This is a genomic window from Thalassobacillus devorans (assembly GCF_011761345.1).
GTDB classification, from domain to species: Bacteria; Bacillota; Bacilli; order Bacillales; family Halobacillaceae; genus Thalassobacillus; species Thalassobacillus devorans.
On record NZ_JAASRY010000003.1, the window covers coordinates 377,188 to 390,614 of the forward strand.

Sequence of the window (13,427 nt, forward strand, 5' to 3'; positions counted from 1 at the left end):
GGCCTAGGCGGCCTGGTCATATCGCCGCAGTCGTTTCACTCTGGCATACGTATAAATTAATAAACCCGACCAGATGAATAAAAATGACACCAGATGAACGTGTGTAAATGGCTCCTTGTATAGAAATACACCAATGACCAGCATGATGGTAGGGGCAATATATTGCAAAAAGCCAACCATGGATAACGGAATCCGTTTTGCCCCGGCAGCAAATAACAGCAGTGGAATGGCTGTGGCCACACCGGCTCCGAATAATAATAACGATGTGACGGACAGCCATTCGATGTTCGCCCAATTTTCTTGCGGCAGGCTCAGCAAGTAGATGGCAGCAATCGGTGTCATGATCAATGTTTCAATTGTCAAACCGAACATGGCATTTAGATCGACTGTCTTTTTCAAAAGACCATAAATCCCGAAACTGAACGCCAGCATCAATGCGAGCCATGGCACAGAACCAAAGTTGAAGGTCATATAAGCTACACCGGCAGCTGCCAGTATAAATGCCAGCCATTGCGGCCGGTTGAAAGTTTCCTTGAAAAAAATCATACCAAGTAAAATACTCACCAGAGGGTTGATATAATACCCCAGACTGGCTTCCACCACATGATCGTTGTTTACAGCCCATATGTATGTCAGCCAATTGATGCTGATGGCAATGGAAGCGAATGTGATACCGAGAGCGCTTTTTTTGTTTTTCCATGTTCTTTTAATTTCTGATTGAAAAACTTTCCATTTTCTTAATATCAAGATAACCCCGATCATAAATACGAAAGACCAGACAATACGATGGCCGAGAATCGCAATAGGGGACACCTCTTGCACCAGCTTCCAGTATATCGGAAGGAATCCCCACAACACGTAAGCCCCGCCTGTATAGATAACTCCTAATTTATTATTATCCAATTCTTCCTATCCCCTTTGCAAGCTTCTCATTATCTTTCCACTATAAGGTAATTTATCATGGTAAAGCAATAGGGTTTTTATGGGATGAGTACCGGGTAAGAGGATGCTCATATACTTGAAAAAATTCTCATAAATTCACCATAGTGTCTCTCAAATACTTCCTAACATCTCTCTTTTCTTCAAATTTGTCACTCATAATTTCGATTCTGTCTCTCTTAAGTCAGGCATTGTCTATTTTACGTGTGTTTTGTCTCTAATACGTCCACAAAACAAAAGCCAGAACCCTGTTTCAACACAGGGTTCTGGCTTGCTGCTCTTACACTGGCTCTGGCATGTCTTTTTCCGGATGCTCGTTTGCCTGATCATCTTTTTCCATGGCTATGCGCTTCAATGGTTGTTTAGCAGGACCTTCCATTACTTCTCCTTCGATGGAGAAGCGGGAACCGTGACATGGGCAGTCCCAGCTATGCTCGCCGCTATTCCATTCCACTTCACATCCCATATGGGTACATTTGGTATCGACTAGGTAGACCTGGCCATCTTCATCCTTATAGGCACCTGCACGCTGGTCGTTATATTGTATTACTCCGCCTTCCCCTTTTTTCAGTGCTTCATGGCTAAAGCCTACACGCTCTGCTTTACCTTCGAGAAGATGACTGGCTACGGTGAGGTTATTCGAAAAGAATTTCTTCAAACTTGGGTCAGCCTGGAAACGGGATGGACTGAATAAATGTGCATAAGGATTTTTCTTACCCGTTAACTGATCCCGCAACATCAATGCTGCAGCGGTTCCTGAAGTCATTCCCCATTTTTTATAACCAGTAGCTATATAAATATTTTCTTTGTTCCGGGTGATTTGGCCAATGTATGGCACTTTATCTAAGGTATAAAGGTCTTGTGCTGACCATTGGAACAGTTTTTCTTTAATTCCAAAGGTCTCGGCTGCAAACTCTTCAAGCGCACGGTAATGGAAGTCCGTATCGACTCCCTCGCCGGTACGATGGCTTTCTCCGCCAATTAATAATACATTTTTCCCCTTATAATGTGCCTTGCGGACGGAGCGTACAGGCTGGTCGACCGATAAATACATCCCGCCTGCAAATTCCTGTTCAGGCTCGATGGCTACCACATAAGAACGTTCTGCATACATACGTGCAAAATAAAAACCAGTCCCGTCATAAAAAGGGAAGTGAGAACAGGAAACGATATGATCACAAGAGATACGGTTACCATTCTTAGTAACGACCCGTAATTCCGGATCATTTTCGACATCGACAGCTACTGTTTGTTCATACACACGGCCGCCAAGCTTTATGAATTCATCCAGCAAAAAGCTCAAGTACTTTAAGGGGTGGAAGTGCGATTGATCTTTCATATAAAGAGCTTTTTGGACATCTGTATCATAAGGAACGTCATTGGTATATTCACAAGGAATTCCGAGTTTTTGATAAGCATTATATTCGTTTTCTAGTTTTCTTGTGTATTGGTCTGTTGTCGAATAAATACAGGCATCTTCGTTATGGAGGTTGCAATCAATCTGGTTTTGTTCCACCGTACCCCGGATGAAACGAAGAGCATCATCATTAGCTTTGAAATAAGCCTGGGCACCTTCTTTACCAAAGTGCTGCAACAGCTCATGATAAATCAGGCCATGCTGGGCGGTAACCTTAGCGGTCGTATGTCCGGTCGTCCCATTCAGCAGCTCATCAGCCTCAAGAAGAACGACGTCCTGCCCTTCTTTAGCCAGCAGGTAAGCGGTAGTGATACCGGTAATTCCACCGCCTACGATCACTGTCTCAGCAGTCGTATTCTCTTTAAGAGAGGCGAACTGCTTTATTTTTATATCTTTCCGCCATATTGGTTCAGGTTGTTCCCATTTTCTCATTTCTTTCATAAGAAATCCTCCTAATGATTTCATTTCTATTTAGGTTTACCAACTGTTTATTTTTCATGTGAAAAGGAACGATAGAAAACAAATACTTACTTGAAAACGCTTTCAAAATAAGGGGTTTTCACATATCATAAGGAAAGAGGGAGATTTTTGAAAAAGGGGAGAAGTTAGAATGAACAAATCCAAACGTTTTGAAACCTCCGTCATTCATGCGGGGTATGACTCGAAACAACATTTAGGAAGTCTATCCACACCGATTTTCCAAACGTCTACATTCACTTTCGACTCTGCGGAACAAGGGGAAAGACGGTTTGCAGGTGAAGAGGAAGGCTATATATATTCGCGGTTAGGAAATCCGACAGTACGTGCTTTGGAAGAAAAAATAGCGGAGCTGGAAGGAGGGGATATGGGACTTGCATTTGGTTCCGGGATGGCTGCCGTCTCTGCGGTACTTGTAGCGCTGACGAAAACAGGTGACCATATCCTTTGCTCCCAAGGATTGTACGGGTGCACATTCGGATTACTGCGTATGATGAATGAAAAATACAATATCACGAGTGATTTCAGTCAGATGGAAACAGAAGAAGAGGTACGTGAGCTGATTCAGCCTAATACCAGCTGCATCTACATTGAAACGCCAATCAACCCGACGATGCGTCTTTTGGATTTAGAAATGATTGCGCGTGTAGCAAAAGAATATGACATACCAGTCGTTGTCGATAATACGTTCTCGACTCCGTATCTGCAGCGTCCGCTCGAGCTGGGATGTGATATCGTCATCCACAGTGCGACGAAATACATCTGTGGGCATGGAGATGTCATCGCCGGACTTGTCGTCGCGAAAAAGGAGTTTTTAAGTGAGGTGGCAATGACGACGCAAAAAGATATTGGCGGGGTTATATCGCCATTTGATGCCTGGCTCCTGCTCAGAGGTTTAAAGACGCTCCCGGTGAGAATGGACCGCCATTCCTATAACGCTGCTAAAATATTTAAAGAAATGGAAAAGCACACTGATATCAAACGTGTCTATTATCCAGATGATGTTCAGCACCCGGATTATTCGATTAAAGAAAAACAAATGAAGCAGGGCGGAGGCATCATTGCGTTTGAAATCGAAGGAACCAAGGAAGATGCCCAGCAGTTATTGAATAATTTATCGTTCATTCAAATAGCGGTCAGTCTTGGCGATGCAGAAAGCCTGATCCAGCATCCGGCAACGATGACACATGCGGTCGTACCAGAAGCAGAAAGGTTAAAAATGGGGATTACTGATCAAATGATCCGGCTGTCTGTCGGCTTAGAAGCATGGGAAGATATCTGGGATGATTTGGAGAAGGCGCTAAGCAAATTGCCAGCTGCAAAAGAAGGGATAAAAAATTAGTGTTTTACAGAAGGAGAGGTAATCGTTCTCCCATCATTAAAACTACTATGATTCAACAAAGTGAAAAGCAGGAGCCGGCCGAACGGTTCCTGCTTTTTATATTAACGAAATTATTTTGGATTCAGGGCATCCTTAACCCCTTTCCCCATAAAGTTGATCGATAGAATAATCAGCACCAACCATGACACTTTTTCCATAGCCCAATTCGCCTACAACACCAATCACTTGTTTGTACCATTAGTTTACAAATTGAGGAGGACATAATTATTAAATTATTTAGATCAAATTATTGATGAATGATTAATCGTAGTTAAGGGTATATAGAAGAAATATAAATAAGCAGTTGTTATGTTTATTTCCAGGCTAAGACCGCGATTTTGTAATTCAGCGTCTAACTATTTAATTTAGGAAAGGGTGAAAGTTATGTTAAAAAATTTATTTAAAAAGAGTACTGGTGAATTAAAAATTTATGCTCCATTAGAAGGAAAAGTAGTCGATCTGAATGAAGTACCTGATCCTGTTTTTGCCGAACGAATGATGGGAGAAGGAGTAGCGATTGAACCAGTCAATGGAGAAGTCGTTAGTCCGGTAGATGGAGAAATCGTCCAGTTGTTCCATACGAACCATGCGGTAGGGATCAAAACGAAATCCGGTGTTGAAGTCCTTGTTCATATTGGATTAGAAACAGTGAGTATGGAAGGAGAGGGATTCGAGGGCCATGTGAAAGCAGGGGATAAAGTGAAAACCGGTGATAAATTAATTACGTTTGATATGAATCTTGTAAAGGAAAAAGCAAAAAGTACGATAACGCCAATTATTATTACAAACTATAATGATGTCGCTGCAAATATGGAACAGCATACGATGGATAATGCTATTCGCGGAGAAACCGAAATTATTATGATTCAGCTGAAGTAGCAGGCTATCTGGAGAGGGAGATGACGGAGTGAGGATTGAACGTATACTCAATGAGAATATTGTTATTGCCGCAGATAACCAACAGAATAATATGGTTCTGGGGCAGGACATAGCTCATGAAAAGAAAAGGGGAGATTACCTTAGCTCGGGAGCGATTGAAACAGTAATTAGTATGGATGGCGATGTCAGCCGGTATGAAGAATTTTTTCAACTGGTATCAGAAGAAGTAATTCGGTTGACGGAAGATATCATTACGCATGCCGAAGACTTTCTTCAAACTGATTTAAGTGAATCATTGCACATGGAGCTGGCTGATCATCTGACATTTTTATTAGCCGATCCCCCAAAACATGTGACCATCCAGAATGGTTTAATTGAAGAGATAGATATTCTTTATGCTAAGGAGTATCAGGTGGGGCTTCGAGCAGTCAGACTCATTAAAGAGCGCTTTAATCGGGAGCTTCCAGAAAAGGAAGCTGGCCATATAGCTGTTTTTATCCATGGAGGGAGAGCCTCTGATTGTAACAATGACCAATCTGTAAAAAAAGCTGCTATTATTCGAGATTTAATTGCTATCATTGAACGAGCTTACAAGAGTTACCTGTCCAGGGAGAATGTGGCCTATCAGCATTTAGTCACTCACTTGAACCGGGCGATAGGACGGCGGGAAGAACGTCAGGTTGTTGATAAAGACATGTTAGTGATGATTCAAAATAAATATCAAACAGCATACCAGTGCGCGGTAGATATAGCGGCTTACCTATCCGATGAATACTATATTCACTTTCCTTCTGCTGAAGTTGGGTATCTTACCCTTCATATTCACCGGGCAGCCAAAGCGTGAGAGTTGTCATTCCTATGCTGTCGTATGTTTATGGTAAAATGAGAACATAATATACCGACAGGAAAGGAAGATAGGCATGGCGAAGGAGCAAAGGAAATCAACAGCTTCCGAGCGGCGGGAAGAGGTTCTGTTCATGTTGAAGAACAGGGAAGATCCCATAACCGGCCGTGAATTAGCCGATAAAGTGAAGGTATCCCGCCAGGTAATCGTCGGTGATATATCCTTGTTGAAAGCAAAGGGTGAACCGATTGTAGCAACAAGCCAAGGGTATATTTATATGACGGATAAGGCCGATAGTCCTCCTATTGAACGGACAATAGCCGTCAAACACACCCCGCAGGAGACAGAGAAGGAACTGACGATTTTAGTGGATCATGGCGTTTTTATAAAAGATGTAACAGTTGAACATCCTGTATATGGCGATTTGACAGCATCTGTATTGATTTGGAATCGTCGTGATGTCCAAAAGTTCCTGGAAAATATCAAGGAGACCGAAGCCTCTTTTCTTTCAGAGCTTACCGATGGCATTCATCTTCATACGATCGCTGCAGACAGCGAGGAAGCATTGGATGAAGCATTAGAAGCATTGCAGAGAGAGGGCATCTTATTAAAATCTTGAAGCAAAACGCATTCATAAGAATAGGATAAGGGAAGAGATATACCATTAGAGGGTAATATCTCTTCCTTTGATTTTACTGTACAGCACGGAAATATGCTATATTTTATTCAGGCAGTTAGGAAGAAAGGGTGAAGGTGAATGCCAATTTTTGAAGTAGGCCCTTATTTATTTACAATTGTTATTATTATCAACGTATTCCTTGCCTTCGCCATCATCTTCTTGGAAAGACGGGATGCCAGTGCTACATGGGCATGGCTGATGGTACTGCTCTTCATTCCTGTCGGTGGATTCTTGCTTTATTTGATTTTTGGCAGAAGGTTGAGCAAAAAAGAGATATTTACTTGGGATAAAAAGAATCGTTTAGGGCTTTTGACAGCCGTTCAGGACCAGCTTCGTTCCATTGAAGAGGATACATTAAAACTGGACCATCCCGAATTAGAAGAGTTTGAAGACCTCTTTTATTTGCACCTCAAAAATAATGATGCCTTATTAACCAAAGATAATAAGGTGGAAATATTCACCGATGGGCAAGAGAAATTTCATGCCCTATTGGAAGACATAGAAAGTGCAACCGATCATGTCCATTTGCTTTATTATATATGGCGGGATGATCAGCTTGGCCAAAGGCTATCAGAATTACTTATTAAGAAGATAGAGGAAGGCGTCAAAGTAAGAGTATTATATGATGATATGGGCTCAAGGACATTGAGCAGGAAATACATCAAACGGATAAAAAAAGCAGGCGGGGAAATGGAAGCATTTTTTCCTGCTCTAATTCCTAAGTTGAATATGAAAATCAATTATCGGAACCATCGTAAGCTTGCAATCATTGATGGGAAAATCGGTTATATTGGCGGTTTTAATGTCGGTGATGAATACCTCGGTTACAATCAGAGGTTTGGTTATTGGCGGGATACCCATTTGCGTGTTGAAGGCGGTGCTGTGCATAATATGCAGACGCGATTCATCCTTGACTGGAATCACGCTTCCAGTAGGGATATCGGGTATGAGGACCGCTATTATCAAGCCGAGGAAAAAGGGGATGTCGCCATGCAAATTGTTTCCAGCGGGCCTGATTCGGAATGGGAACAAATCAAGCATGGTTATATCAAAATGATCCTTTCGGCAAAGGAATCTATTTACATTCAAACTCCTTATTTCATTCCTGATGACAGCCTGTTGGATGCTGTACGGATTGCCACGCTGTCCGGAGTCGATGTCAGAGTCATGATTCCAAAAATGCCGGATCATCCTTTTGTTTATTGGGCGACTTATTCTAATGTCGGGGATTTGCTGGAAGCCGGCGCGAAAATCTATATTTATCAAAAGGGTTTCCTGCATGCCAAGTCGATTGTGGTAGATGGTAAGATTGCTTCTGTTGGTACAGCAAATATTGATGTTCGCAGTTTTCGTCTCAATTTTGAAGTGAATGCATTCCTTTACCACCCGGATGTCGCCAAGGAGTTATCTGATTCTTTCCTGGACGATATCGTAGATTCCACCCAATTGACTCTACGTCTTTATAAGAGCAGGTCAAAATGGATACGTTTCAAAGAAGCCATCGCAAGATTATTATCACCAATCCTTTGATTAATTTACAACTAAGCTCCCTTTTGCTGAAGACCTAGTTTCGAGACTTTAGATAGCAATTATGGTGGCTGGGAAAACGGATCGCTTTCCGTGGGCATGTGGTGAGCTTCCTCAGGCTTCGCCTTGCGGGATCTCACCGCTCATGTGCATCCCACAGGAGTCTCACCGTTTTCCCCGCCACCATACGTTTGTTAGCGTCTCGAAACTTCTTCAAATAGCATGTTTTTGGAATAGAAAATACGAGCAATTTAGCATAGTAACAGTATTTTCTTCACAAAGTAGAAATGGATTTCCCATACACGATTTCGAGTATCTTTTATGGCAAGGGGCGTGGGGGAAGGGTGAGACTCCCGCGGGAGAAGGGTTCTAGGCGAGATCCCGCAGGGCATAGCCCGAGGAAGCTTGCCAGGTCCCCCGCAGGAAAGCGAATCCTTCCCCAACGCCCCTAAACGCCCAATAAATACCTCGAAATCAAGTCTTCGACTTTAGTGTTTAGGAAAATACAAAAAGAACCTGTGCCTTTTGCTGCTGGAAAAGGTACAGGTTCTTTTTTATATCGTTTGTGGGGAGGTTGTTTCATACTGTTCTATTGGGAAGACAACTGTAAATCAGATTTGATCTTCTCGCCATTCCGGTAGAACGTCAATTCTACTTCCTTGCCTTCCTCTGTCTCTTTATATAGGAATTGACGTAAATTGACCAGTGACTCTATTTTATTACCCTCAATCTCTGTAATAACATCGCTCTTTTTAAGTCCGGCTTTATCCGCTGGTGACCCTGGCTCGATGCCTCCTACAATAACACCATGCTGAATATCTGCTGGGAGGTTCAATTGCTCGGTCAGGATATTAGCAGGTATTTGTTTGATGTCCTGTAAGGATACGCCCATATAAGGTCGTTTCACTTCACCATTGTTTTCCAAGTCTTTAATGACTGGTTTGGCTACATCCATCGGGATAGAAAAACCTAAACCTTCCACTTCGTTCTGAGCGATTTTCATCGTGTTGATTCCAATGACATCACCTTGAAGGTTGATCAGTGCACCGCCGCTGTTCCCAGGGTTGATGGCTGCATCCGTTTGGATTACTTCTGTCTGCCAGTCGGCCTGACCATCTTTATTCATATCTACCGGAATGTTACGGTTCAATCCACTGACAATACCTTTCGTGGCTGAACCAGCGAATTCCATTCCAAGCGGGTTACCAATGGCGATGGCTGTCTGCCCTACTTCTACGTCTTTTGCGTCACCTAACTTGGCAACCTGTTTGACATGCTTATCATCTATTTTCAAAACGGCAAGGTCAGTCAACGGGTCACTTCCTTCTAATTCTGCTTTGATTTTCGTACCGTCATTCAATATCACTTCCAGTTGTTCCGCATTTTCAACTACGTGATGATTAGTGACGATATAGGCGTTACCTTGTTCTTTTTTATAGATGACCCCTGAGCCTGTACCGGAATTTTGAGATACAGGGTTGCTTTGTTTAATGTTTGAGATACCGACGACTGCGCCTCCGGCTTTTTCAACCGCCTGAGTAACCGGCTCTTTATCTTCGCCGATCTGCAGTTCATCGGCTTGTGCTGTCGGTTCCTCCGTATTGATTTGAATAGAGATTCCTTTCCATTGAAATACAGTAGTCACAAGGAATATAGCTGCTATTGCTCCAAAAACGACATAAGCAAAATAAGCACGTTTTTTGGCGCGCCTTTGCCTTTGTTGTTCTGTATCCATATAGGCAGATCTCCTTTGAAAATAGTTTATCTGTTTACTGAACAATTCTTAGTCTACGCTTGAGTTATGGCACGAGATTGGAGAAAATGTGGAATAAATGTGTAAAATAAAAAGGAAATGGAACATCAATTATGGAATTGTGGGAGAATAAAAGCAGACTTAGATGGAGAAGGAGGCTTTTCCATGAAACAAACCATTGGTATTGTGGAAGACGATCCGAACATTCGCGATATTGTCAAAGCTTATTTAGAGAAAGAAGGTTATCACGTAGCCGAGATGGAATCTGCAGAAGCGGCCTGGGAATTGTTCCAGCAGGCTCCTCCGGATTTATGGGTTCTTGATATCATGCTGCCCGGAATGGACGGCTATGAATTCTGTAAACAAGTACGTAAGGATTCCCAGGTTCCTATTATCATCATTTCAGCTAAAGATGAGGAAGTGGACAGGATTTTAGGCTTGGAACTGGGGGGCGATGATTATCTGACAAAGCCATTCAGTCCTCGAGAGCTTGTCGCGAGGGTTAAACGGCAGTTGACCAGATGGGAAGCAATGAATACGAATACTGCCACAGCGGCCAATGAGACACTTGAAGTCGGAGAATTGTCCTTGTACATGGCAGAACGACGGGCTGTTTGGGGAGGGGCAGAAGTAGAAGTGACTGCTAAGGAGTTCGATATGTTAAAGTTGCTCGCTCAGCATCCGAACCGTGCTTTTTCCAGAGAAGAACTGCTGGTGCAAATCTGGGGAGAAGATTACTTTGGCAGTGACCGTGCTGTGGATGACCTGGTGAAACGGCTAAGAAAAAAGCTAGCCGACTTTCCACTGGAAACCGTATGGGGCTACGGCTACCGTCTTAGAAAAGATGGAATCGAATCATGAAGCTTTTGCATCAATTGAATACTGCATTCGCTGTTCTGATCATCATCGTTATGTCGATAACTGCGATTATTTTATATTCATTGATTCTCAATATGTTGATTGAAGATGAAAAACGTCAACTGGAAGATAAAGGAGAACTTTTGATCGATTTATTGAACGAAGAAGACAGTCCGGTGAAGGTGAATCAGTTATCACAGCTGCTTCGAGATAGTGATTTGAGGGTATTGATGTTCGACCGTGGACAAAGGGAAATTTTGTTTTCCAGTTTGCCGTTTGAAACTGCCACTCTTTGGGCCAGCCAATACGATGAACAACTACATGAAGAGGATCTTTGGGAAAGTCAGGGGCAGGACTTTGTCGTTTATGATATTGCTTTTACACCGCAGGCGGATGGCGTCATTTTAGTTTTGGCCACTCCGCTTAAAGATTTACAGGCGGTGCAGACGATGTTCGCCTGGCGGATGATTTATGTATTGTTCATTGGGCTTCTGCTCGCGATAGCTATCAGTCATATGCTTAACCGGCGTCTGGTGACACCGCTGATCCGGTTGAAGAAAGAACTGAAAAAAATAGAACACCGTAAATTTCAGGAGCTGCAGCCAGTGAAAGCGAGTGGGGAAATCGAAGAAGTGGAGCAAAGTATCCGGACCATGGCAGCTGAATTAGAAAATTATATCCGCACTCAAAAACAGTTTTTTCAAAATGCTTCCCATGAATTGAAGACACCGTTAATGTCCATACAGGGCTACGCAGAAGGTATTCGGGACGGGGTGTTTGAAGGGGAGGCAGCGGATAAAGGATTAAACGTTATGATAAAAGAAACAGAAAGATTGAAGAAAATTGTTAATGAAATGATTTTATTGGCAAAACTAGATAGTGACGAGAACGTGTATCACCCGGAAGAAGTCGATGTTCATGAGTTAGTGGAACAGGCGACGGAAGGTCTTTTTCCGCTCGCCAGGGAAAAAGGGGTAGAGCTCGTCCACAATCAAAAGGACTCTTATTATTTATCTATTGACCCGGAAAAAGTGATGCAGGCGTTCATTAATATCATTGCAAACGCTATTCGACATGCTACTTCTTCCGTAACTATTGTAACCACGCAATCTGCAGATGAAATTATTATTGAAGTCCAGGATGATGGTACTGGCATCCCTGAGGAAATCCTTCCTCAGCTTTTTGAACGCTTCATCAAAGGAAAAGAAGGAGAAACTGGTTTAGGATTAGCCATTTCGAGAGCGATTATCGAGCGGAGTGGCGGGAAAATTATTGCACGTAACAATGAAGGATCAACAGGTGCAACTTTTAGAATAATATTGCCGAAACAACGGTCCAACCGTAACGAGCAATGAAGGAGAGATCAGATATGGAAACTAAAGCATGCATTGATTCATTGACAGTAAAGAATTCTCATGTCCTGCCACCAGATACGAATAGCCATGGAACGTTATTCGGAGGCAAATTAATGGCATACATTGATGACGTGGCGGCTATTTCTGCCACCCGCCACTGCCGAAAACCTGTCGTTACTGCGTCGATTGATTCCATCGACTTTTTGGCACCGGTTTTTGAAGGGGATACCATATGTCTCGTCAGCTATGTGACTTGGACGCATAAGACTTCGATGGAGGTATTTGTCAAAGCTATTACGGAAAACCTGCTGACAGGAGAGCGAAAAGTATGTACGACCGCTTTTGTCTCGATGGTTGCGGTAGATGAGAATAACCGGCCAACACCTGTCCCTCCTGTGAAGCCGGAATCCGATGAAGAAAAATTGCTGCATTCCGGGGCACCGGCACGGCATGAACAAAGGAAGGAACGCAGTAAAGAATCAAAACAACTGGCAAAAGAATTCGGAACAGATTTTCCTTGGAAATAGGGATATAGTGAAAAAGCCAGATGCCGCGTTAGCTGCATCTGGCTTTTTTCGTTTATTAACGGGCTAGGCTTTACGACATGATTTCCATTTCGTAATCGTACGTATTGGAAGTATTTCTTACGGTGCATAATGATTCCCATTCGTGTGCCGAACCATCGCGCATCGTAATAATCCGGTCAGCAATTGCACGGGAGTCCTCCCGGTCATGTGTCACAAAAATAGAAGTAATGCCTGTTTTTTTGATGATTTGCTTCAATTCTTCCCGGATCTTGATTTGCAAGTCAGCATCCAGGTTACTGAAAGGTTCATCCAATAATAATAGGGAAGGCTCTGGAGCGAGTGCCCGCGCAAGAGCAATCCGCTGCTGCTGGCCGCCGCTCAATTCATGTGGATAGCGCTTCTTAAAATTTTCCATATTGACAAGCTCAAGTACTTCATCGATACGCTTTTTCTTTTCACTGCGGGAATACCCTTTGAGACCGAACTGGATATTTTCTGCAACCGTCATATGTGGAAATAGCGCATAGTCCTGGAATACCATTCCAATTCCGCGCTTTTCCGGAAGAATAAAGGTACGGTCATCGGTTACGATTTTTCCGCCGATGGAAATGGTACCTTTTGTGGGTGTCTCCAACCCGCTCAGAAGACGTAATACGGTACTCTTCCCGCTTCCACTTTCCCCAAGAATAGAGATGATTTCTCCTTGTTCAATCTCAAGGCAGAAGTTATCAATAGTTTTATCCCCTTGGTTTGTATAAGAGAAGCATAAGTCTTTGATTTGAATGTACATA

The 13,427-nt window shown here is 42.9% G+C and carries 12 protein-coding genes; 8 read left to right on the plus strand and 4 right to left on the minus strand.

Going from position 1 to position 13,427, the window contains the following annotated elements:
* Positions 1–3 precede the first annotated feature (3 nt).
* The gene (gene rarD, locus FHS45_RS12810) at positions 4–903 is read right to left on the minus strand and encodes an EamA family transporter RarD (RefSeq protein ID WP_062442767.1); all 900 of its coding nucleotides are present in this window, start codon (positions 901–903) and stop codon (positions 4–6) included.
* A 316-nt stretch (positions 904–1,219) separates the two neighbouring features.
* Positions 1,220–2,797, minus strand: coding sequence for an FAD-dependent oxidoreductase (locus FHS45_RS12815; RefSeq protein ID WP_062442764.1), 1,578 nt, complete (start codon positions 2,795–2,797; stop codon positions 1,220–1,222).
* A gap of 169 nt (positions 2,798–2,966) precedes the next feature.
* On the opposite strand from FHS45_RS12815, the gene megL reads away from it, so the two are divergent.
* The 5 genes from megL (at position 2,967) to cls (ending at position 8,146) form a co-directional block, all read left to right on the plus strand.
* Positions 2,967–4,175, plus strand: a complete 1,209-nt coding sequence (gene megL, locus FHS45_RS12820; protein WP_062442761.1) for a methionine gamma-lyase — start codon at positions 2,967–2,969, stop codon at positions 4,173–4,175.
* A 423-nt stretch (positions 4,176–4,598) separates the two neighbouring features.
* Positions 4,599–5,093 carry a PTS sugar transporter subunit IIA gene (locus FHS45_RS12825; protein WP_062442758.1) on the plus strand — a complete coding sequence of 165 codons (495 nt, stop codon included), beginning with the start codon at positions 4,599–4,601 and terminating at the stop codon, positions 5,091–5,093.
* Positions 5,094–5,121: 28 nt separating this feature from the next.
* A complete protein-coding gene (locus FHS45_RS12830; protein WP_062442754.1) occupies positions 5,122–5,937 on the plus strand; it encodes a PRD domain-containing protein in 816 nt (271 codons plus the stop codon).
* Between the two features lie 76 nt (positions 5,938–6,013).
* Entirely contained in the window at positions 6,014–6,556 is a 543-nt protein-coding gene (locus FHS45_RS12835; protein ID WP_062442751.1) for a transcription repressor NadR, read from the plus strand.
* A 138-nt stretch (positions 6,557–6,694) separates the two neighbouring features.
* The gene (cls, locus tag FHS45_RS12840) at positions 6,695–8,146 is read left to right on the plus strand and encodes a cardiolipin synthase (protein ID WP_062442748.1); all 1,452 of its coding nucleotides are present in this window, start codon (positions 6,695–6,697) and stop codon (positions 8,144–8,146) included.
* 586 nt (positions 8,147–8,732) lie between these two features.
* On the opposite strand, the gene FHS45_RS12845 is transcribed toward cls, so the two are convergent.
* The gene (locus FHS45_RS12845; protein ID WP_062442745.1) at positions 8,733–9,878 is read right to left on the minus strand and encodes a S1C family serine protease; all 1,146 of its coding nucleotides are present in this window, start codon (positions 9,876–9,878) and stop codon (positions 8,733–8,735) included.
* Positions 9,879–10,061: 183 nt separating this feature from the next.
* Between FHS45_RS12845 and FHS45_RS12850 the strand changes: the two genes are divergently transcribed.
* From FHS45_RS12850 to FHS45_RS12860, 3 genes are read left to right on the plus strand one after another with little or no spacing between them, the layout of a single operon-like run.
* A complete protein-coding gene (locus tag FHS45_RS12850) occupies positions 10,062–10,757 on the plus strand; it encodes a response regulator transcription factor (RefSeq protein WP_062442741.1) in 696 nt (231 codons plus the stop codon).
* Positions 10,754–12,109: a sensor histidine kinase gene (locus FHS45_RS12855; RefSeq protein ID WP_062442737.1), complete on the plus strand. Its 1,356-nt coding sequence runs from the start codon at positions 10,754–10,756 to the stop codon at positions 12,107–12,109. The genes FHS45_RS12850 and FHS45_RS12855 overlap by 4 nt, the downstream gene beginning before the upstream one ends.
* Positions 12,110–12,123: 14 nt before the next feature.
* Complete coding sequence (locus FHS45_RS12860; RefSeq protein WP_062442734.1) at positions 12,124–12,636, plus strand: acyl-CoA thioesterase; 513 nt, start codon at positions 12,124–12,126, stop codon at positions 12,634–12,636.
* Between the two features lie 70 nt (positions 12,637–12,706).
* Here the strand turns inward: FHS45_RS12860 and FHS45_RS12865 are convergent, their stop codons facing one another.
* On the minus strand, positions 12,707–13,426 hold the full coding sequence (locus FHS45_RS12865; RefSeq protein ID WP_062442731.1) for an ABC transporter ATP-binding protein: 720 nt from the start codon (positions 13,424–13,426) through the stop codon (positions 12,707–12,709).
* Between the last annotated feature and the right edge of the window lies 1 nt (position 13,427).